Annotated in this window: 19 protein-coding genes; 17 read left to right on the top strand and 2 right to left on the bottom strand. The window is 67.3% G+C overall.

Features of this window, described 5'->3' with window-relative positions; genetic code table 11:
• Positions 1-136: 136 nt before the first annotated feature.
• The 11 genes from rimP (at position 137) to pnp (ending at position 11,598) form a co-directional block, all read left to right on the top strand.
• Positions 137-682, top strand: coding sequence for a ribosome maturation protein RimP (gene rimP, locus CHB69_RS07035; protein ID WP_089215275.1), 546 nt, complete (start codon positions 137-139; stop codon positions 680-682).
• The gene (nusA, locus tag CHB69_RS07030; RefSeq protein ID WP_089215274.1) at positions 682-2,349 is read left to right on the top strand and encodes a transcription termination factor NusA; all 1,668 of its coding nucleotides are present in this window, start codon (positions 682-684) and stop codon (positions 2,347-2,349) included. The genes rimP and nusA overlap by 1 nt, the downstream gene beginning before the upstream one ends.
• Positions 2,330-3,085, top strand: a complete 756-nt coding sequence (locus tag CHB69_RS07025) for a DUF448 domain-containing protein (RefSeq protein WP_089215273.1) — start codon at positions 2,330-2,332, stop codon at positions 3,083-3,085. Before nusA ends, CHB69_RS07025 begins: the two co-directional genes overlap by 20 nt.
• 18 nt (positions 3,086-3,103) lie before the next feature.
• Positions 3,104-5,641, top strand: a complete 2,538-nt coding sequence (gene infB, locus CHB69_RS07020; RefSeq protein WP_089215272.1) for a translation initiation factor IF-2 — start codon at positions 3,104-3,106, stop codon at positions 5,639-5,641.
• 51 nt (positions 5,642-5,692) lie between these two features.
• Entirely contained in the window at positions 5,693-6,091 is a 399-nt protein-coding gene (rbfA, locus tag CHB69_RS07015) for a 30S ribosome-binding factor RbfA (protein ID WP_089215271.1), read from the top strand.
• A gap of 50 nt (positions 6,092-6,141) precedes the next feature.
• Positions 6,142-6,744 carry a thymidine kinase gene (locus tag CHB69_RS07010; RefSeq protein ID WP_089215270.1) on the top strand — a complete coding sequence of 201 codons (603 nt, stop codon included), beginning with the start codon at positions 6,142-6,144 and terminating at the stop codon, positions 6,742-6,744.
• Positions 6,737-7,279, top strand: a complete 543-nt coding sequence (locus CHB69_RS07005; RefSeq protein ID WP_089215269.1) for a GNAT family N-acetyltransferase — start codon at positions 6,737-6,739, stop codon at positions 7,277-7,279. Before CHB69_RS07010 ends, CHB69_RS07005 begins: the two co-directional genes overlap by 8 nt.
• Before the next feature lie 72 nt (positions 7,280-7,351).
• Complete coding sequence (locus tag CHB69_RS07000) at positions 7,352-7,768, top strand: DUF6491 family protein (RefSeq protein WP_245836596.1); 417 nt, start codon at positions 7,352-7,354, stop codon at positions 7,766-7,768.
• A gap of 32 nt (positions 7,769-7,800) precedes the next feature.
• Positions 7,801-8,802, top strand: a complete 1,002-nt coding sequence (truB, locus tag CHB69_RS06995; protein WP_170935467.1) for a tRNA pseudouridine(55) synthase TruB — start codon at positions 7,801-7,803, stop codon at positions 8,800-8,802.
• Positions 8,803-8,826: 24 nt separating this feature from the next.
• On the top strand, positions 8,827-9,096 hold the full coding sequence (rpsO, locus tag CHB69_RS06990; protein ID WP_089215268.1) for a 30S ribosomal protein S15: 270 nt from the start codon (positions 8,827-8,829) through the stop codon (positions 9,094-9,096).
• Positions 9,097-9,288: 192 nt separating this feature from the next.
• The gene (gene pnp, locus CHB69_RS06985) at positions 9,289-11,598 is read left to right on the top strand and encodes a polyribonucleotide nucleotidyltransferase (RefSeq protein ID WP_089215267.1); all 2,310 of its coding nucleotides are present in this window, start codon (positions 9,289-9,291) and stop codon (positions 11,596-11,598) included.
• 260 nt (positions 11,599-11,858) lie between these two features.
• Here pnp and CHB69_RS06980 read toward each other — a convergent pair whose 3' ends face one another.
• Together CHB69_RS06980 and CHB69_RS06970 are read right to left on the bottom strand one after the other, a co-directional pair.
• Positions 11,859-12,392 carry an SRPBCC family protein gene (locus CHB69_RS06980; RefSeq protein WP_089215323.1) on the bottom strand — a complete coding sequence of 178 codons (534 nt, stop codon included), beginning with the start codon at positions 12,390-12,392 and terminating at the stop codon, positions 11,859-11,861.
• Between the two features lie 276 nt (positions 12,393-12,668).
• Positions 12,669-13,043, bottom strand: a complete 375-nt coding sequence (locus tag CHB69_RS06970; RefSeq protein WP_089215265.1) for an ArsR/SmtB family transcription factor — start codon at positions 13,041-13,043, stop codon at positions 12,669-12,671.
• A 108-nt stretch (positions 13,044-13,151) separates the two neighbouring features.
• Between CHB69_RS06970 and CHB69_RS06965 the strand changes: the two genes are divergently transcribed.
• The 6 genes from CHB69_RS06965 (at position 13,152) to ligA (ending at position 19,985) form a co-directional block, all read left to right on the top strand.
• Positions 13,152-13,817 carry a peptidylprolyl isomerase gene (locus tag CHB69_RS06965; RefSeq protein ID WP_245836594.1) on the top strand — a complete coding sequence of 222 codons (666 nt, stop codon included), beginning with the start codon at positions 13,152-13,154 and terminating at the stop codon, positions 13,815-13,817.
• A gap of 68 nt (positions 13,818-13,885) precedes the next feature.
• Positions 13,886-14,680, top strand: coding sequence for an outer membrane protein assembly factor BamD (locus tag CHB69_RS06960; protein WP_089215263.1), 795 nt, complete (start codon positions 13,886-13,888; stop codon positions 14,678-14,680).
• Between the two features lie 307 nt (positions 14,681-14,987).
• On the top strand, positions 14,988-16,658 hold the full coding sequence (recN, locus tag CHB69_RS06955; RefSeq protein ID WP_089215262.1) for a DNA repair protein RecN: 1,671 nt from the start codon (positions 14,988-14,990) through the stop codon (positions 16,656-16,658).
• Positions 16,655-17,017, top strand: a complete 363-nt coding sequence (locus CHB69_RS06950) for an ADP-ribosylation/crystallin J1 (protein WP_089215261.1) — start codon at positions 16,655-16,657, stop codon at positions 17,015-17,017. Before recN ends, CHB69_RS06950 begins: the two co-directional genes overlap by 4 nt.
• Positions 17,014-17,745 carry a GNAT family N-acetyltransferase gene (locus CHB69_RS06945; RefSeq protein WP_170935466.1) on the top strand — a complete coding sequence of 244 codons (732 nt, stop codon included), beginning with the start codon at positions 17,014-17,016 and terminating at the stop codon, positions 17,743-17,745. The genes CHB69_RS06950 and CHB69_RS06945 overlap by 4 nt, the downstream gene beginning before the upstream one ends.
• Entirely contained in the window at positions 17,742-19,985 is a 2,244-nt protein-coding gene (ligA, locus tag CHB69_RS06940; protein WP_089215260.1) for an NAD-dependent DNA ligase LigA, read from the top strand. Before CHB69_RS06945 ends, ligA begins: the two co-directional genes overlap by 4 nt.
• Positions 19,986-20,066 lie beyond the last annotated feature (81 nt).

The raw sequence follows: 20,066 nt of genomic DNA, 5'->3' as shown, positions 1-20,066 counted from the left end.
TCCCCTTGCCGATTTCCTGCGAGCGGCCTATATGCACGCTCACTCCTAGACATGGATAGCCAGATAGGACGTCGGGGCCGCGGGCCGCGGCGGCCAGAAACGCATGGCTTTCCGGTCTGCAACCTTGGGACGAGCATTGGTCGATTTCGACGCCCTCAACGCGATCATCGCGCCCGAAGCCGAGGCGATGGGCCTTGCGCTCGTGCGCGTCGCCTTCTTTGGCGGCGACAGCGACCCGACCCTGCAGGTGATGGCCGAGCGGCCCGACACGCGCCAGCTGACGATCGACGATTGCGCCGACCTGTCGCGCCGCATTTCGGACCGGCTCGACGCGCTCGAGGAAGCGGGAAAGGACCCGATCGAGGGCGCCTATCGGCTCGAAGTCTCGTCGCCCGGCATCGACCGGCCGCTGACGCGCCCTGCCGACTTTGCCGACTGGGCGGGGCATGAGGCGAAGATCGCGCTCAAGGAAAAGCGCGAGGGACGCCAGCGTTTCAATGGCACGCTCGTCGGCATCGACGGCGATACCGTCACGATTTCGGACAAGGAGGGGGTGGAGCACAAGCTGCCGTTCGACGCGATCGACACAGCGAAGCTGGTGCTCACCGACCGATTGATAGCTGCAACCGTCCCGCTTTCGATGGAAGGCGCCGACGATATGGAAGAAGAAGGACAGGACTGATGGCCACAGCCATTTCCGCCAACAAGGCCGAGCTGCTCGCGATCGCCAATTCGGTCGCCAGCGAGAAGATGATCGACAAGGGCATCGTCATCGAGGCCATCGAGGAAGCGATCCAGCGCGCCGCGCGCGCGCGTTACGGCGCCGAGAACGACATCCGCGCCAAGCTCGACCCGCAGACCGGCGACCTGCGCCTGTGGCGCGTCGTCGAGGTCGTCGAGCAGGTCGACGATTATTTCAAGCAGGTCGATCTTGCCGCGGGGCAGAAGCTGCAGAAGGATGCGAAGGTCGGTGACTTCATCGTCGATCCGCTTCCCGCGGTCGATCTCGGCCGCATCGACGCGCAGTCGGCGAAGCAGGTCATCTTCCAGAAGGTGCGCGAAGCCGACCGCGAGCGCCAATATGAGGAATATAAGGACCGCGCGGGCGAGATCATCACCGGCGTCGTCAAGTCGGTCGAATTCGGCCACATCGTCGTCAATCTGGGCCGCGCCGAGGGCGTGATCCGCCGCGACCAGCAGATCCCGCGCGAACTGATGCGCGTCGGCGACCGCGTTCGCGCGATCATCCTGTCGGTGCGCCGCGAGAATCGCGGGCCGCAGATTTTCCTGTCCCGCGCGCACCCCGATTTCATGAAGAAGCTGTTCGCGCAGGAAGTGCCCGAAATCTATGACGGCATCATCGAGATCAAGGCCGCGGCGCGCGATCCGGGCAGCCGCGCGAAGATCGGCGTGATCAGCTATGACGGCTCGATCGACCCCGTCGGCGCCTGCGTCGGCATGAAGGGCAGCCGCGTCCAGGCGGTCGTGCAGGAAATGCAGGGCGAAAAGATCGACATCATCCCCTGGTCGGAGGATACCGCGACCTTCGTCGTCAACGCGCTCCAGCCCGCGACGGTGCAGCGCGTCGTGATCGACGAGGACGACGGGCGCATCGAGGTCGTCGTTCCCGACGATCAGCTCAGCCTCGCCATCGGCCGCCGCGGCCAGAATGTCCGCCTTGCGAGCCAGCTTACGGGCAAGCAGATCGACATCATGACCGAGGCCGATGCGAGCGAGAAGCGCCAGCGCGAATTCGTCGAACGTTCGACGATGTTCCAGGAAGAACTCGACGTCGACGAGACGCTCGCGCAGCTGCTCGTCGCCGAGGGTTTCGGCGAACTCGAGGAAGTCGCCTATGTTCCGGTCGAGGAACTGGCGGGGATCGAGGGCTTCGATGAGGAACTCGCCGAGGAACTGCAAAGCCGCGCGACCGAAGCGCTCGAACGCCGCGAGGAAGCCGCGCGCGCCGAACGCCGCGAACTGGGCGTCGAGGATGCGCTCGCCGACATTCCGCACCTGACCGAAGCGATGCTCGTCACGCTCGGCAAGGCGGGGATCAAGACGCTCGACGACCTTGCCGACCTCGCGACCGACGAGCTGATCGCCAAGAAGCGCAGCGAGAATCGCCGCGGTCCGTCGCGCGATCGCGCCGAGGACAAGGGCGGCGTGCTCGGCGAATATGGCCTGTCGGAAGAGCAGGGCAACGAGATCATCATGGCGGCGCGCGCGCACTGGTTCGACGACGAACCGGCGGCAGAGCCGCAAGACGGGCCCGCGGCGGAACCGCAAGACGGGCCCGCGGCGGAGCCGCAAGACGGGGAGGCCGCCGATGCGGACCCCGCGCAATGATCAGCTAGGCGACACCGACCGCGCAAAGGGGCGCGGCCAACATGCGCCCGAGCGGCGTTGTGTGGTGACCGGCGACGTGGCGCCGGCCGAAAGGCTCGTGCGCCTCGCGCTCGGGCCCGACGGCGTGATTGCGCCCGACGTGCTGGCAAAGGCGCCGGGGCGCGGCGCATGGATCGGCGTCGACCGTGCGACGCTCGAGGCGGCGCAGGCGAAGGGCAAGCTCAAGGGCGGGCTCGCGCGCGCGCTGCACGAGGGCGCTTTCGTCATTCCCGACGATCTCGGCGCGCGGATCGACGCGCAGCTCGAACGCGCGACGCTGAGCCGGCTCGGGCTCGAGGCGCGCGCCGGGACGTTGCTCACGGGCAGCGAGCGGATCGAGGAAGCGGCGCGGCGCGGACAGGTTCGCCTGCTTCTCCACGCGCGCGATGCGGGCGAGGATGGGCGGCGGAAACTGGCGCAGGCGTGGCGCGTCGGCGAGGATGAAGAGGGCTCGGGGCGCGAAGGCACGGTCTTGCCGGTGGACCGAAGCACCCTATCTATGGCATTGGGGCGTGAAAATGCGGTGCATCTGGCGCTTGTCGACGCCCGCGCCGCGGACCGGGTGCTGGCGCATCTCTCCCGCTGGCAGTTTTTCACCGGATGGTTTAGGGACGCGGCGAACCGCGGTCCCGATACGGATTCCCGCACGGCGGGTAATGGGGCGGCGTCCACGGACTCCGCCGTTTCGGACGCGTAGAAGGATATTTGGTTTTCGATGAGTGACGAACAGGACAAGCCGACTCTGACCCGCAAGCCGCTGGGGCTCAAGCGGACGGTCGAGGCCGGCCAGGTACAGCAGCAATTCAGCCACGGCCGCCGCAACACGGTGGTGGTCGAGGTGAAGCGCCGCCGCGTCATCGGCCGTCCCGGCGAAACTCCGAGCGCGCCCGAGGCCGAAGAGGCGAAGGAAGCGCCCGCACCCGCGCCCGCCGCTGCGCCCAAGCCCGCGGCGCCGAAGCCCGCCGCGCCGCGCAAGAGCGAGGCCGACAGCCTGATGTCGCGCCAGGAGCGCCAGGCGCAGCTGCTGCGCGAGGCCGAGGAAGCACGCCTCGCGGCGCTCGAGGACGCGCGCCGCCGCGAAGAGGCCGAGCGTGCGAAGGCGATCGAAGAGGAAAAGGCGCGCGCCGCCGAAGCGAAGCAGGAAGAGGCCAAGCCGGAAGAAGAGGCCAAGGCCGCGCCCGAAGCCGCGCCGGCCGCCGAGGCCCCCGCGCCCGCCGAGGCGAAGAAGGAAGAGGCCGCGCCGCGTGCCGCGACCGCAGCCCCCGCGCCGCGCCGCTTCACGCCGGTCGAGCCGCCCAAGCGTCCCGAGCCCAAGCGCCCCGAGCCGAAAAAGGAACATCGCGGCGATCATCGCCGCCAGTCGGGCAAGCTGACCGTCACGCGTGCGCTGAACGAGGATGAGGGCGCGCGTGCGCGCAGCCTCGCGGCGCTCAAGCGCGCCCGCGAGAAGGAAAAGCGTGCGCATATGACCCCGTCGTCGGGTCCGCGCGAAAAGCAGGTCCGCGAAGTGGTGGTGCCCGACACGATCACGGTGCAGGAACTCGCCAACCGCATGGCCGAAAAGGGCGCCGATCTGGTCAAGGCGCTGTTCAAGATGGGCATGATGGTCACCGTCAACCAGACGATCGACCAGGACACCGCCGAGCTGCTCGTCACCGAGTTCGGGCACGAGATCAAGCGCGTCAGCGAAGCCGACGTCGACATCCGCCACGACGAGGACGTCGATGCGCCCGAGGCGCTGAAGCCGCGGGCGCCGGTGGTCACGATCATGGGCCATGTCGACCATGGCAAGACCAGCCTGCTCGACGCGCTGCGCGGCGCGAACGTGCAGGCGGGCGAGGCCGGCGGCATCACCCAGCATATCGGCGCCTATCAGGTGAAAGCAAAGGACGGCAGCGTCATCACCTTCCTCGACACGCCGGGCCACGAAGCCTTCACCGAGATGCGTGCGCGCGGTGCGAACGTCACCGACATCGCGATCCTGGTGGTCGCGGCCGACGATGGCATCAAGCCGCAGACGATCGAATCGATCAACCACGCCAAGGCGGCGGGAGTCCCGATCATCGTCGCGATCAACAAGATCGACAAGGACGGCGCCAACCCGCAGCGGGTGCGCGAGCGCCTGCTCGAGCACGAGATCATCGTCGAAGCCATGGGCGGCGACGTGCAGGACGTCGAGGTTTCGGCGCTCAAGAAGCTGAACCTCGACAAGCTGCTCGACGCGATCGCGCTGCAGGCCGAGATCATGGAGCTGAAAGCGAACCCCGACCGCAATGCCGAGGGCACGGTGGTCGAGGCGAAGCTCGACAAGGGCCGCGGCCCGGTGGCGACGATCCTCGTCCGCCGCGGGACGCTGAAGGTCGGCGACGTCTTCGTCTGCGGCGCCGAAAGCGGCCGCGTCCGTGCGCTGATCGACGATCAGGGCAAGCAGGTGAAATCGGCGGGTCCGTCGATGCCGGTCGAGGTGCTCGGGCTCGGCGGCGTGCCGATGGCGGGCGACACGCTGACCGTCGTCGAGAATGAGGCGCGCGCCCGCGAAGTCGCCGCCTATCGCCAGGAACAGGCATTGAAGAAGCGGACGGCGCAGGCGCCGGTCAGCCTCGAAGGCATGTTCTCGGCGCTCGCCGACAAGGCCAATGTCATCGAGTTTCCGGTGGTCATCAAGGCCGACGTGCAGGGCTCGGTCGAGGCGATCGTCAACGCGCTGGGCAAGCTCTCGACCGACGAGATCCGCGTGCGCGTGCTCCATTCGGGTGCCGGCGCGATCACCGAAAGCGACGTGACGCTCGCGGCCTCGACGGGGGCGCCGATCATCGGCTTCAACGTCCGCCCGAACGCCAAGGCGCGCGAGATCGCGAACCGCGAGAAGGTGCGCTTCCTCTATTATGACGTCATCTATCACCTGACCGAGGAAATCGCGAAGGAGATGGCGGGCGAACTGGGTCCGGAACGCGTCGAAACCGTCGTCGGCCGCGCCGAGGTCAAGGAAGTCTTCCCGGCCGGAAAGCGCGACAAGGCGGCGGGCCTGCTGGTGCTCGAAGGCGTCATCCGCAAGGGGCTCCACGCGCGCCTCACGCGCGAGGACGTCATCGTCTCGGCGACGACGATCGCCTCGCTGCGCCGCTTCAAGGACGACGTCGCCGAAGTGCGCGCGGGCCTCGAATGCGGCGTCGTGCTGGCCGACACCAACGACATCAAGCCGGGCGACCATCTCGAGGTGTTCGAGGTCGAGGAACGCGAACGGACGTTGTAAAAGCTATCCCTGCACCCCCGCCCGGCGCGGGGGTGCAGCAGGACATAACCGATGCGTCATAATGATCAGAACCAAGGTCCCTCGGTCCGCGTGCTTCGCGTCGGCGAGCAGGTGCGCCACGTCCTGTCCGAAATCCTCCAGCGCGGCGACGTCCACGACGAGGTGCTCGCCAAGCATCCGGTGAGCATCACCGAAGTGCGCATGTCGCCCGACCTGCGCCATGCGACGGTGTTCGTGAAGCCGCTGCTCGGCAAGGATGAGGATGCGGTGATCAAGGCGCTCAGAACCAACACCGCCTATCTCCAGCGCGAGGTCGCGCATCGCATCCGCATGAAATATGCCGCGAAGCTGAAATTCCTGCCCGACGAAAGCTTCGACGAGGCGAGCCACATCGACAAGCTGTTGCGCGACCCGAAGGTCGCGCGCGATCTGGAGGGCGGCGAGGGCTGAGGTTCCCGGGCTGGCTGGCGCGGGCTGTGCGGCCGCGCTATGGCGCGCCCATGGCCAAGCTCTATTTCTATTATGCCAGCATGAACGCCGGCAAATCGACGACGCTGTTGCAGGCGGATTTCAACTATCGCGAGCGCGGTATGGAAACGATGCTGTGGACCGCGGCGCTCGACGATCGCTATGGTGCGGGCCAGATCACGAGCCGGATCGGCCTGCTCGCCGAGGCGCATAAATTCGATCCCGAAAGCGATTTGTGGGAAGCGGTGAGCGCCGAGAACCGGCAGCGCCCGCTCGCCTGCGTGCTCGTCGATGAAGCGCAATTCCTGACGCGCGATCAGGTGCTCGACCTCGCGCGGCTTGCCGACGAGGCCGATATTCCGGTGCTCTGCTATGGCCTGCGCACCGATTTTGCCGCGAACCTGTTTCCGGGTTCGGCGGCGCTGCTCGGCCTTGCCGACGCGCTCGTCGAACTCAAGGCCGTGTGCGAATGCGGGCGCAAGGCGACGATGAACTTGCGCGTCGACGGCGATGGGCATGCGGTGGTCGAGGGCGCGCAGACCGAGATCGGCGGCAACGACCGCTATGTCGCGATGTGCCGGCGGCACTTCATGGAAAAGCGGCGCGCCGCCGCAAAGGCGCCCGCCGATGCTTGACCGCCTCTATGTCGAACTCGCCGACGGCGATCTTCGTCTCGTCAAGCTCGCCGAGCCGCACCGCGAGGGACTGCGTGCGGCGTGCGCCGCCGATGCCGACATCTGGCCGATCTATTCGTCGAGCTTCGACCCCGATCATTTCGACGCGAGCTTCGATGCGCTGGTCGGGCACGAAAGCCGTATGCCCTATGCGATCCTCGACGGCGACCGGGTCGTCGGCATGACCGCCTGGCTGCGTCCCGACGTGTCGGCGCAGACGATCGAGCTCGGCAACAGCTATATCCACCCCGATGCGCGCGGCACCGGGTTCAATGGCCGCGTGAAGGCGCTGATGCTGGATCACGCCTTCGCGGTGGGCATCCGCCGCGTCGAATTCCGCATCGACGAGCGTAATGCGCGAAGCCAGGCCGCCGTCGCGAAGCTCGGCTGCACGAAGGAAGCTGTGCTGCGCGCCGAGCGGATCACCTGGACCGGGCATGTGCGCGACACCGGGCTCTGGTCGTTGCTGGCGGAGGAGTGGGTAACGGGCGCTTAAGCCCCTCCTCTGAAGAGGAGGGGGAAGGCTGGGTCAGCCTTTGTTCAGCCGCGCCCTGCTAGACGCGCCCGCATGATACGGAATCTCGCACTCTCCCTGGCCGCCGGTCTGCTTCCCCTTTCGGCAGCGGCGGCCGACGAGCCCGGCAAGCCCGTGCGCGAAATCGGTGCTGAGGCGAGCATCGTCTTCCCGAGCGATTCGACGATCCGCAACTGGGAAGGCGACGACGATCGCGGCGTGTGGATTCAGGACCGTCACGGCGATTGGTATTACGGCCAGTTCGCGGGGCTTTGCCGCGACCTCGATTTTGCCCATGCGATCGGCTTCGAAACGCGCGGCGCGTCGCGGCTCGACCGGTTCGCGACGCTGATCGTGCGCGGCGAGCGCTGCCCGCTCGTCTCGTTCGTCAACTCCGCACCGCCGCCGTCGAAGCGCGACAAGAGCAAGGACATCGCGGGCGACAAGGCCGAAAAATCGAAGGCAAATTGACAAGCCCGGCCCATGCGCCCTAGCCGCGGCGCATGAACGGCTGGGTCATTCTCGACAAACCGGTGGGCCTCGGCTCGACGCAGGCGGTGGGCGCGGTCAAGCGCGTGTGCCGCGAGGCGGGGCTCGGCAAGGTCAAAGTCGGCCACGGCGGGACGCTCGACCCGCTCGCGTCGGGCGTGCTGCCGATCGCCCTGGGCGAGGCGACCAAGCTCACCGGGCGGATGCTCGATGCGAGCAAAGTCTATGATTTCACCGTCGCGTTCGGGACCGAAACCGCGGGGCTCGATGCCGAGGGCGAGGTGGTGGCGACCAGCGAGGTCCGGCCGACGCTGGCCGAGGTCGAGGCGGTGCTGCCGCGCTTCACCGGTGCGATCGAACAGGTGCCGCCGGCCTTTTCGGCGATCAAGGTCGACGGACAGCGCGCCTATGACCGCGCGCGCAAGGGCGAGGCGGTCGCGATGAAGGCGCGGGGGGTGACGATCCATTCGCTTCAAATCCTCCCCACTTGTGGGGAGGTGGCGGCGCGAAGCGCTGACGGAGGGGGTTGGCGGCCTGAGGCTTCGGTTGATGCTGCGCCCCCCCTCCACCACCCTTCGGGCGGTCCCCCTCCCCGTACCGGGGAGGAATTGGAGAGCATCACCCTCACTGCCCATGTATCGAAGGGCACCTATATCCGCAGCCTCGCGCGCGACATCGCCCGGGCGCTCGGAACCGTCGGCCATGTGACGATGCTTCGCCGCACGAAAGCGGGGCCATTCGCGCTCGATCAGGCGATTTCGCTGGACAAATTGAACGCGTTCGGCCAAGGCGCCGCGCAATCAGATGTGATTCTGCCGCTCGAGGCAGGGCTGGTCGACATCCCGGCTCTGGACCTCTCCCCGGAAGCGGCAGGGGCGATCCGTCAGGGTCGCGTCTGGACCGGGGGAAGCACGCAAGACGGGCTCTATTGGGGACGGGACAGCGAAAAGCGGCCCGTCGCGCTGATAGAGGTTTCGGCGGGAACGCTGAAGGTCGTGCGGGGCTTCAATCTCTAAAGCGATGTTCGAAGGAAGAAGCACATGTCGATTACCGCCGAGCGCAAGGCCGAGCTCATCAAGGAACATGCCCGCGAAAAGGGCGATACGGGTTCGCCCGAGGTGCAGGTCGCGATTCTGACCGACCGCATCAACACGCTGACCGAGCATTTCAAGTCGCACCACAAGGACAATCACAGCCGCCGCGGGCTGCTGATGATGGTCAACAAGCGCCGCAGCCTGCTCGACTATCTGAAAAAGAAGGATGAGGGCCGCTACACCGACCTCATCGCGAAGCTCGGACTTCGCAAATAAGAATTTTCAGCGGCCCCGGCATCCGGGGCCGCTGTCATATTGGTCTGCGCGAAATGTGCATGCCATAAGGGGCTTTCCCGCATCCGGCGGGTCCGCCATCGGGGCAGACAGACGCCCCACACCGTCCGGGCCGGACTGCCCGGAAAACAGAGGCCCCGCCCGGCATAGGGCCCGGCGGGCGAAGGAAACCAAATGTTTGATGTGAAAAAAGTATCGATCGAGTGGGGCGGTGAAACGCTGACCCTCGAAACGGGCAAGGTTGCCCGTCAGGCCGACGGCGCCGTCGTCGCCACCCTCGGCGAAACGGTCGTCCTGTGCGCCGTCACCGCCGCCAAGTCGGTGAAGGAAGGCCAGGACTTCTTCCCGCTGACCGTCCATTATCAGGAAAAATATTCCTCGGCCGGCCGCATTCCCGGCGGCTTCTTCAAGCGCGAACGCGGCGCGACCGAAAAGGAAACGCTGGTCAGCCGCCTGATCGACCGTCCGATCCGCCCGCTGTTCCCCGAAGGTTTCTATAACGAGATCAACGCCATCGCTCAGGTGCTGAGCTATGACGGCCACAACGAGCCCGACATCCTCGCGATGGTCGCGGCGTCGGCCGCGCTCACCATCTCGGGCGTCCCCTTCATGGGGCCGATCGGCGCCGCGCGCGTCGGCTATGTCGATGGCGAATATATCCTGAACCCGACCGACGAACAGGTCGCCGAAGGCGACCTCGACCTCGTCGTCGCGGCGACGCACGACGCGGTGATGATGGTCGAATCCGAAGCCAATGAGCTGTCGGAAGAGGTGATGCTCGGCGCGGTGATGTTCGCGCACGACGCGTGCCGCGAGGTCATCAAGGCGATCATCGGCCTTGCCGAACAGGCCGCGAAGGACCCGTGGGAACTCGCCGCTTCGGACGACAATGCCGCGCTCAAGGACAAGCTCAAGAAGCTGATCGGCAAGGATATTGCCGCGGCCTACAAGCTGACCGACAAGTCGGCGCGCTCGAACGCGCTGAACGAGGCGCGCGCGAAGGCCAAGGAGCAGTTCGTCGCCGACGGGCTCGACCCGCAGGCGGTGATGGCCGGCATCAAGCTGGTCAAGAAGCTCGAGGCCGAAATCGTCCGCGGCGCGATCCTGAAGGACGGCACGCGCATCGACGGCCGCTCGACGACGCAGATCCGCCCGATCGAGGCCGAAACGCACTTCCTGCCGCGCGCGCACGGTTCGGCGCTTTTCACCCGCGGCGAGACGCAGACGATCGCGACCTGCACCCTCGGCACCAAGGAAGCCGAGCAGATGATCGACGGCCTGACCGGCCTGCGTTACGAAAGCTTCATGCTGCACTATAACTTCCCGCCCTATTCGGTCGGCGAAGTCGGCCGCTTCGGTCCTCCGGGACGCCGCGAGGTCGGCCACGGCAAGCTCGCGTGGCGCGCGCTGCACCCGGTGCTGCCGTCGAAGGAGGATTTCCCCTATACGATCCGCCTGACCAGCGACATCACCGAATCGAACGGGTCGTCGTCGATGGCGACGGTGTGCGGCGGTTCGCTGTCGCTGATGGACGCCGGCGTGCCGATCAAGCGCCCGGTTTCGGGTATCGCGATGGGCCTGATCCTCGAAGGCAAGGATTATGCGATCCTCAGCGACATTCTGGGCGACGAGGATCACCTTGGCGACATGGATTTCAAGGTCGCGGGCACGTCCGAAGGCATCACCACGATGCAGATGGACATCAAGATCGCCGGCATCACCAAGGAAATCTTCGAGGCGGCGCTGAAGCAGGCCAAGGAAGGCCGCGCGCACATCCTGGGCGAGATGAACAAGGCGCTCGGCGAGACGCGCAGCGAATTGTCGGCGCATGCGCCGCGCATCGAGACGATCACTATCGACAAGTCGAAGATCCGCGACGTCATCGGCACCGGCGGCAAGGTGATCCGCGAGATCGTCGCGACCACCGGCGCCAAGGTCGACATCGACGACGAAGGCATCATCAAGATCGCCTCGTCGGACCCGGCGCAGATCGAAGCCGCCAAGGCGTGGATTCTCGGCATCGTCGAGGAGCCCGAGGTCGGCAAGATCTATAACGGCAAGGTCGTCAATCTCGTCGACTTCGGTGCGTTCGTGAATTTCATGGGCGGCAAGGACGGTCTGGTCCACGTCAGCGAAATCAGGAACGAGCGCGTCGAAAAGGTCGCCGACGTCCTGTCCGAAGGGCAGGAGGTCAAGGTCAAGGTGCTTGAGATCGACCCGCGCGGCAAGGTCCGCCTGTCGATGCGCGTCGTCGATCAGGAAAGCGGCGAAGAGCTCGAAGACACCCGCCCGGCGCGCGAACCGCGCGGCGACCGCGGTGATCGTGGTCCCAGAGGCGATCGGGGCCGCGAAGGTGGCGACCGTGGCCGTGGCGGCCGCGACCGCGGGCCGCGCCGCGACGGCGGCGACCGCGGCCCGCGCCGCGAGCGCAGCGACAATGTCCCCGAGGACGAGGGCCATGTGCCCGACTTCCTGAAGGACTGATCGCTTCGGGATCGAAAAGCAAAGGGGCCGCGAAAGCGGCCCCTTTTTTGTGCTGCGAGCGTCGGCCTTGGGGTGGGAAACGGCCGTTTGACCAAACCCCTCCTCTTCAGAGGAGGGGCAGCGAGACTTACGCGCTTTGCGCGTTAGTCGCAGCGGGGTGGTGCGCCTTCACCGGTGCCCACCACCCCAAACCCCTCCTCTGAAGAGGAGGGGCTTAAGAACCTCCGCAACCGCCCGCAAGCGGTCCTTCGTATCGCGCCTCAGCCGAAAAAGCGTTCGGCATAATCGCTGCGCAGCTGCGCCCAATTGTCCCAGTGCGGCGCCGGCGCCGTGCCGCGCAGCCGCGCTTCGAGGACGTCGATATGGGCGTGCCAGCCGGCGCTGACGTTGAGCAGCACCGCGCTGTCCTCGACGCGCTTGTGGACCAGCGTCAGCAGCACCTCGTCGCCTTTCTCGGCCAGGGTGAAGGTCACGCCGCCGGTGCTGCCCCAGCTGATCGCGAGCTTGTGCGGCGGGTCGATCTCGATGACTTCGCAGGTCATCCGATGCTCTTCGGCCATCTCGTCGGGACGCTGGCCCGGCGGGTCGGTGAGCTCGTCGTTGCGCCAGACGAGTTCGACCGGCGCGCCGACCTGCTGCTCCATCGCGCCCGCGGCGAGCCACTGGCGGCGAAGCTCGCCGTCGACCAGATAGGTCCAGACGCGGTCGATCGGGCCGGGCAGCAGGCGCTCGATCTTCAGCGTCGCAGGCTCGGCGAGCACGCCATAATCGTCTTCAGTCAGCATGGCAGTCATCGTCATTCTCCTTCGTCTTTCGGGGGGGAGGGGTGTCTTAGAGCAGTTTTCGACCAATCTGGGTCGCCGGGACGGAGCCGATTTTGGCCCGGCGCGAGAAGCGAGGAGCCGTGCGATGCGGGACATCGTGCGCGACGAGCGACGCTGCGATGGGCCAAAATCGGCCCGCCGCCGGGCGGTTGCGCCAGACAGCCCGCTGGACAGCGTTGCGTCGCTTGCAGGGGCAACCAGCCCCTGCCGCACGCCGACGCCTCGCCAGCGGGCTGTCTGGCGCAATCACGACGACCCAGATTGGTCGAAAACTGCTCTAGGGGGACGCGGAGCATCCTCGGCGCGCAGCAGCTGCTCGAGGGTGTCGAGGCGGCCGGTCCAGAAGCGGCGATAGACGCCGAGCCACTGGTCTGCGGTCATCAGGGGCGCCGGATCGAGGCTGCACATATGCGTGCGGCCGCGCACCTCGCGGCGCACGAGGCCCGCCTTTTCGAGCACCTTGATATGCTTCGACGCCGCCGCGAGCGACATGGCGAAGGGCTCGGCGAGCTCGCCGACGCTGCGCGGTGCGGCGGCGAGCTCGCCGAGCATCGCGCGCCGCGTCGCGTCGCCGAGCGCGTGGAAGATCGTGTCGAGGGGGAGCGAATCATGTTCAACCATGAGGTTTAATATTCGCGATTCGCGCCTTATTGTCAACCGAAAGGTTGAATATAAGGAGAGGGGTCGCCATCGCCGCCGCCTTTGGGTTATGCCTTGCCCATGTTCACGATGCTTCTCCCGCTCCTCGCCCTCGCCGCCCAGCCCGCAGCCGCAGCGGCCGATCCGCCGCCCTCCGCCGCTCCCGACACGCGGCCCTATGTCGCGCTCGATACCGATCTCGGCACGATCACGCTGCGGCTCGAGGACAAGCGCGCGCCGATCACCGCGAAGAATTTCCTCCGCTATGTCGACAGCAAGCGCATGGACGGCTTTGTATTTTATCGTTCGACGCGCAGCTGGGGACCCGCGAGCAAGCTGATCCAGGCGGGCAATCGCGGCAATGCGGCGAATAATTTTCCGCCGATCGCGCACGAGCCGACGACCGAAACGGGGCTCACCAATTGCGACGGCGCGCTGTCGATGGCGCGGCTCAACCCCGGCGATGCGACGACCGACTTCTTTCTGCTGCTCTCCGACATCAAGGGCTTCGACGCCGATGCGCAGGGCGGCGACGGGGCGGGCTTCGCGGTGTTCGGCGAGATCGTCGGCGGCCGCGAGGTGGCGGAGAAAATCTATGCCGCTCCCGTATCGCCGACCGCGGGCGACGGGCCGATGCAGGGGCAGATTCTCGATCCGATGGTGACGATCAGGACCGCGCGCCGCGTCCCCGCGCCCGCCAATCCGCCGCAGGGCTGCGTGGTCAAGGCGGCATCGCCCGCCGCACCGGCGCAATAGCAGGGTAGAGCGCCGAAACAGCCCATCATTTATTTTGCGTTCATCCGCGCTGTGGCTATACCGCCCGCATGACTGACCGGACTAACCCGCGCGCCGCCGTGCGCCTGCTCGCCGCAGCCCTTGTGATGACGCCCATGCTTGCGGCCTGTGCCGGGGGCGGCGGGGTGAAAAAGGACACGCGCTATGTCGCGCGCGACGTCAGCACCCTCTATCGCGCGGCGCAGGACCGGCTCGACCGCGGCCAGTACAAGCTCGCCGCCGCGCTGTTCGACGAGGTCGAGCGCCAGCATCCCTATTCGCCCTGGGCGCGCCGCGCGCAGCTGATGAGCGCCTTTTCCTATTATATGGACCGCGAATATACGCCGGCGATCGCAGCCGCGCAGCGCTTCCTTGCGATCCATCCGGGCAACAAGGATGCGCCCTATGCCTATTATCTGATCGGGCTCAGCTATTATGAGCAGATCAGCGACGTCACCCGCGACCAGAAGATCACGCTGCAGGCGCAAGCCGCGCTCGGCGAAGTGATTCGCCGCTATCCCGACACGCGCTACGCCGCCGACGCGCGGCTCAAGATGGACCTTGTGCGCGACCATCTCGCGGGCAAGGAGATGGAGATCGGCCGGTTCTACGAGCGCAGTTCGAACTGGCTCGCCGCCTCGATCCGCTTCCGCGAGGTCACCGACAAATATCAGACGACGAGCCACGCGCCCGAAGCGCTGTATCGCCTCGTCGAATGCTATCTCGCGCTCGGCGTGCCGTCGGAGGCGAAGAAGTCGGCCGCCGTGCTCGGCGCCAACTATCCGGGCAGCAAATGGTACAAGCGCGCCTATGAGCTGATGCAGAAGCACGCGCCCGCGGCCTGAGGCGGACAGCCGGGAATGGAGATTCGCGCAGAGCTCGCAGAGGCCGCCGCGATTTTTGTTCACGCGGAGGCGCGGAGGCGCGGAGAATCAGGGCCGATAGGCCCCTCCATCTTTTCCAATCAAGCCTCGTCGCCATCGCAGCAGGAGAAGAGCCGCTTCGCGGCAAGCGCCATCTCTCGGCGTCTCCGCGTCTCCGCGTGAACTTGTTTCCCTACGTCTCTGCGAGCTCTGCGCCAGTCCCAAATCCTGCCTTGACAGTTTCACTCCCGAATAGATTCGCGCTTTGTTCTAATGTAAGGGTCGAATCGTGCTGACCGCCCTGTCCATCGCCAATATCGTGCTGATCGAACGGCTCGACCTCGATTTCGAGGCAGGGCTCGGCGTGCTCACCGGTGAGACGGGGGCGGGCAAGTCGATCCTGCTCGACGCGCTCGGCCTCGCGCTCGGGATGCGCGCCGACACCGGGCTGGTGCGGCAGGGGGCCGACAAGGCGCAGGTGACGGCGAGCTTTGCGGCGCCCGCGCCCGGCACCCCGCTCGCGGCGCTGCTCGCCGACAACGATATTTCGCTCGAAGCGGGCGAACCGCTGCTGATCCGCCGCACGCTCAAGGCCGATGGCGGCAGCCGCGCCTTTCTGAACGATCAGCCCTGCTCGGCGGCGCTGCTGCGCGAGGTCGGCGGGCATCTGGTCGAAATCCATGGCCAGCACGACGATCGCGGCCTGCTCGCGCCCGCGGGGCACCGCGCGCTCCTCGACGCCTATGCGCGCGCCGACACCGGCGCGGTCGCGGCGGCGCATGGCGCGTGGCGCGCCGCCGAGGAAAGGCTCGCCGCGGCAAGGGCTGCGCTCGACGAAGCCGAGCGCGACCGCGAATGGCTCGAACATTGCGTCGCCGAATTGCAGGCGCTCGCCCCCCAGCCGGGCGAGGAAGCCGAACTCGCCGAGGCGCGCGCGTCGATGCAGAAGGGCGAGCGGATCGCCGGCGACCTTGCGACGATCCTTGAAGCCTTCGACGGCAGCGAAGGCGGCCCGGCGTTATTGCGCGGCGCGGCGCGGCGGCTCGACCGGCTCGCAGGCGATCATCCGCTGCTCGCCGAAGCGCTCGCGAACCTCGACCGCGCGATCATCGACGCCGACGAGGCCGAGGCGAAGCTCAACGAAGCGGCGCGCGCGATGGAATATGACCCCGAACGGCTCGAAGCGGCCGAGACGCGATTGTTCGAACTGCGTGCGCTGGCGCGCAAGCACGGCGTCCAGCCCGACGAACTGCCGCAGCTCGCCGGCGACCTTGCCGCGCGGCTCGACGCGATCGAGGGCGGCAGCGCGGGGCTCGCGAAGCTTGAGGCGGCGGTGCGCGACACCGCGGCGGCCTATACCCACGCCGCGACCGCGCTGTCGAACCAGCGCACGAAGGCGGCAGCGCGGCTCGACGCCGCGGTCGCGGGCGAACTGGCGCCGCTGAAGCTCGATGCGGCGCGCTTCCAGACACTCGTGGAGCCGCTGCCCGCCGAGCGCTGGGGTCCCGACGGGATGGACCGCGTTGAGTTCCTGATTTCGACCAACCCCGGCGCGCCCTTCGCGCCGCTCGCCAGGATCGCGAGCGGCGGCGAACTGTCGCGCTTCATCCTCGCGCTCAAGGTCGCGCTCGCCGAAGAGGGCGGGGCCGACACGATCATCTTCGACGAAATCGACCGCGGTGTCGGCGGCGCGGTCGCGAGCGCGATCGGCGAACGGTTGGCGCGGCTCGCCGGCGCGGGCAAGCAATTGCTCGCCGTGACCCACAGCCCGCAGGTCGCGGCGAAGGGCGCGGCGCATTTCGTCATCGCCAAGTCGAGCGAGGGCACCGTCACCCGCACCGGCGTCCGCGCGCTCGACGATGCGGGGCGGCGCGAGGAAATCGCGCGGATGCTCTCGGGGACGGAGGTCACCGAGGAGGCTCGCGCGCAGGCGGAGCGGTTGCTGGAGGTCGTGGGGTGAGCGAGGCGACCATCACGTTGTGGCGGCCGGTCGGTCCTGAGGAACTTGCCCTGATCCGCGATAGCGGCATGCGAGCCTTTCCGCCCCGATTGCCCGAGCAGCCAATTTTCTACCCCGTGACGACCGAAGAATATGCGATCAAAATCGCGCGCGATTGGAACGTCCGCGCGAGCGGCAGCGGCTATGTCACTCGGTTCGAGGTTCTGAAGTCCTATCTGGATGGCTATGCGGTCGAGACAGCGGGCGGACGCGCGCATCAGGAATATTGGATCCCCGCAGAGGATCTGGATAATTTCAACGCCGCCATTGTCGGCGAGATCGTCGTGACAAGCGAATTTTATCCCGACGACGGAACATGATCCCCAGACACCCCCTCGACCGCCCCGTCTGGTCGATGCTCACCGGACGCCAGGCGCATCTGGCGACGGGCGACGCACGGGCGGTGCGGATTGATCGCGGCTATGGGCCATTCGGCGCCGCCGCCGATAGGGGCGCCGCGGCGCAGGCGGCGCTCGCGGCGCTGGTCCCCGATGACGGTGAACTGTGGATCGTCGAGGGCGAGCCATGGCCGCTGCCGCCGGGCACGCGCGAGGTGAAGCGCGCGGTGCTCGCGCAGATGGTCGCCGAAGGGCCGCCGCCCGCCCTGCGCGCCGGCGAGCCCGCGATGGTGCCGCTTTCCGATGCCGACGCGCCCGACATGGCGGCGCTTGCGACACATGCGAAGCCGGGGCCGTGGGGGCCGGCGACGCATCGCTATGGCCCCTTTTTCGGCGTGCGCGAAGACGGGCGGCTGCTCGCGATGGCGGGGCAGCGGATGCTGATGCCCGGCATGGCCGAGGTCAGCGGGGTCGCGACCTGCGCCGACTGCCGCGGGCGCGGGCTCGCGCGGGCGCTGATCGGCCATGTCATGCGCGCGATGGCGGCGCGCGGCGAGACGCCCTTCCTGCACAGCTATGCCGACAACGCCGGCGCGATCGCGCTCTATGAAACGCTCGGCTTCCGCATCCGGCGACAGGTGCATGTGCTGGTGGTCGCGCGATTGGATACTCGCGCCGAGTTCGCGTCGGTGGCAAAAGCCGGGGCATGACCGATATCGAATCGCTGACCGAGGCCGAAGCCGCGAACGAGCTGATGCGGCTTGCCAAACAGATCGCGCACCACAACAAACTCTATCATGCCGAGGACAGCCCGGAGATTTCGGACGCCGACTATGACGCGCTCGTCCGCCGCAACAATGCGATCGAGGCGGCTTTTCCGCATCTGATCCGCGCCGACAGCCCGAACCGGCTGATCGGCGCCGCGGTCGAGGCGTCGCCGCTCGCCAAGGTCACCCATGCGGTGCGGATGATGAGCCTCGACAACGCCTTCGCAGCCGAGGATGTCGAGGAATTCGTGGCGCGCGTGCGGCGTTTCCTGGCACTGGGCGAGGGCGAGGCGGTCGCGCTGACCGCCGAGGACAAGATCGACGGCCTCTCCTGCTCGCTGCGCTATGAAAAGGGCGAGCTCGTTCAGGCGGCGACGCGCGGCGACGGCACGGTGGGGGAGGACGTCACCCCCAATGTGCGGACGATCGCCGACATTCCTCAGAAACTTTCTCCCCTCCCGCGTGCGGGAGGGGTCGGGGGAGGGTCTGTTTCGTCAGAAGCGGCGCGCGACATGCCCTCCCCAAACCCCTCCCGCGCGCGGGAGGGGCTTCATGACATCCCCGACGTCTTCGAGATCCGCGGCGAGGTCTATATGGCCAAGGCCGATTTCGCCGCGCTCAATGCCCGCCTGCTCGCCGAGGCCGACGACCCCGAAAAGGCGCGCCAGTTCGCCAATCCGCGCAACGCCGCGGCGGGCTCGCTGCGCCAGAAGGACGCGAGCGTCACCGCGTCGCGCCCGCTGCGCTTCCTTGCGCACGGCTGGGGCGAGGTCAGCGACGTGCCGGAGGCGACGCAGTTCGCGATGATGAAGCGCATCGAAAGCTGGGGCGTGCCGGTGTCGCCGTTGCTGAAGCGCTTGGACGATGCCGCGGGCGTGCTCGACCATTATCGCACGATCGAGGCCGAACGCGCCGACATGCCCTATGACATCGACGGCGTCGTCTATAAGGTCGACCGGCTCGACTGGCAGCAACGGCTGGGCTTCGTCGCCAAGGCGCCGCGCTGGGCCATCGCGCATAAATTCCCCGCCGAACGCGCGCAGACGACGCTCGAAGCCATCGACATCCAGGTCGGGCGCACCGGCAAGCTGACCCCCGTCGGGCGGCTCACCCCCGTCACCGTCGGCGGCGTCGTCGTGTCGAACGTCACCCTGCATAATCGCGACGAGATCGAGCGGCTCGGCGTGCGGCCGGGCGACCGCATCGTCGTCCAGCGCGCGGGCGACGTGATCCCGCAGGTCGTCGAAAACCTCACCCGCGACGAAAAGCGCGATCCCTATGTCTTTCCCGATCATTGCCCGGTGTGCGGCAGCGAGGCGGTCGCCGAAGAGGGCGAGGTCGATGTGCGCTGCACCGGCGGCCTCATTTGCGCGGCGCAGAAATTCGAGCGGCTGCGCCATTTCGTCAGCCGCGGCGCGCTCGACATCGAAGGGCTGGGCGAAAAGAGCATCGAGGAATTTCTGGCGCTCGGCTGGCTCGACAAGGGGCCGGCGGACATTTTTCGCCTGAAGGCGCACCGCGACGAATTGCTCGGGCGCGAGGGGTGGAAGGAGAAATCGGTCGACAATCTGCTTGCCGCGATCGAGGCGAAGCGCGAACCCGATGCGGCGCGGCTGCTCTTCGGCCTCGGCATCCGGCACATCGGCGCGGTGACCGCGCGCGATCTGCTCAAGGGATTGGGCGATATAAGGCGCCTGCCCGGCAAGGCGGCCGAATTGCGCGCCTGGGGCGACGCCAATCCGCGCGAGGAAGGCGAGTCCGACGGCAAATATGCGAGCCGCAAGCTCGACGCGATCAAGGCGATCCTCGAGGTGCGCGCCGACGGCATCGGCCCGGCGGTCGCCGAGGCGCTGAGCGACTTTTTCCACGAACCGCACAACCGTGCGCTGTGGGACGATCTGTTCGGCGAAGTCTCGCCGCCGCTCTATGTCGTCGAGACGCAGGAGAGCGAGGTGTCGGGCAAGACCGTCGTCTTCACCGGCAAGCTCGAGACGATGAGCCGCGACGAGGCGAAGGCGCAGGCCGAACGGCTGGGCGCGAAGGCCGCGGGATCGGTGAGCGCGAAGACCGATCTCGTCGTCGCGGGGCCGGGCGCGGGGTCGAAGCTCAAACAGGCGAGCGCGCTTGGCATCCGCGTGATCGACGAAGCGGAGTGGGCGAAGATCGTCGAGGCGGCGGGATAGATTTTAGCTCGTCACCCCGGACTTGATCCGGGGTCCACGGCGCGGGGGGCGGAAATGGATGCCGGATCAAGTCCGGCATGA

It is taken from the genome of Sphingopyxis indica, from assembly GCF_900188185.1.
Taxonomy (GTDB): domain Bacteria; phylum Pseudomonadota; class Alphaproteobacteria; order Sphingomonadales; family Sphingomonadaceae; genus Sphingopyxis; species Sphingopyxis indica.
This window is presented reverse-complemented; position numbering and strand designations above follow the sequence as displayed.

Excerpts from the sequence above, each read along its gene's own strand:
- nusA (WP_089215274.1), top strand. The coding sequence starts at position 682 with ATGGCCACAGCCATTTCCGCCAACAAGGCCGAGCTGCTCGCGATCGCC.
- CHB69_RS06960 (WP_089215263.1), top strand. The coding sequence starts at position 13,886 with ATGACTGACCGGACTAACCCGCGCGCCGCCGTGCGCCTGCTCGCCGCA.
- CHB69_RS07010 (WP_089215270.1), top strand. The coding sequence starts at position 6,142 with ATGGCCAAGCTCTATTTCTATTATGCCAGCATGAACGCCGGCAAATCG.
- CHB69_RS07025 (WP_089215273.1), top strand. The coding sequence starts at position 2,330 with ATGCGGACCCCGCGCAATGATCAGCTAGGCGACACCGACCGCGCAAAG.
- CHB69_RS06980 (WP_089215323.1), bottom strand. The coding sequence starts at position 12,392 with ATGACTGCCATGCTGACTGAAGACGATTATGGCGTGCTCGCCGAGCCT.
- CHB69_RS06945 (WP_170935466.1), top strand. The coding sequence starts at position 17,014 with ATGATCCCCAGACACCCCCTCGACCGCCCCGTCTGGTCGATGCTCACC.
- CHB69_RS07000 (WP_245836596.1), top strand. The coding sequence starts at position 7,352 with ATGATACGGAATCTCGCACTCTCCCTGGCCGCCGGTCTGCTTCCCCTT.
- truB (WP_170935467.1), top strand. The coding sequence starts at position 7,801 with ATGAACGGCTGGGTCATTCTCGACAAACCGGTGGGCCTCGGCTCGACG.
- CHB69_RS06970 (WP_089215265.1), bottom strand. The coding sequence starts at position 13,043 with ATGGTTGAACATGATTCGCTCCCCCTCGACACGATCTTCCACGCGCTC.
- rpsO (WP_089215268.1), top strand. The coding sequence starts at position 8,827 with ATGTCGATTACCGCCGAGCGCAAGGCCGAGCTCATCAAGGAACATGCC.
- ligA (WP_089215260.1), top strand. The coding sequence starts at position 17,742 with ATGACCGATATCGAATCGCTGACCGAGGCCGAAGCCGCGAACGAGCTG.
- infB (WP_089215272.1), top strand. The coding sequence starts at position 3,104 with ATGAGTGACGAACAGGACAAGCCGACTCTGACCCGCAAGCCGCTGGGG.
- rbfA (WP_089215271.1), top strand. The coding sequence starts at position 5,693 with ATGCGTCATAATGATCAGAACCAAGGTCCCTCGGTCCGCGTGCTTCGC.
- CHB69_RS06965 (WP_245836594.1), top strand. The coding sequence starts at position 13,152 with ATGCTTCTCCCGCTCCTCGCCCTCGCCGCCCAGCCCGCAGCCGCAGCG.
- pnp (WP_089215267.1), top strand. The coding sequence starts at position 9,289 with ATGTTTGATGTGAAAAAAGTATCGATCGAGTGGGGCGGTGAAACGCTG.
- CHB69_RS07005 (WP_089215269.1), top strand. The coding sequence starts at position 6,737 with ATGCTTGACCGCCTCTATGTCGAACTCGCCGACGGCGATCTTCGTCTC.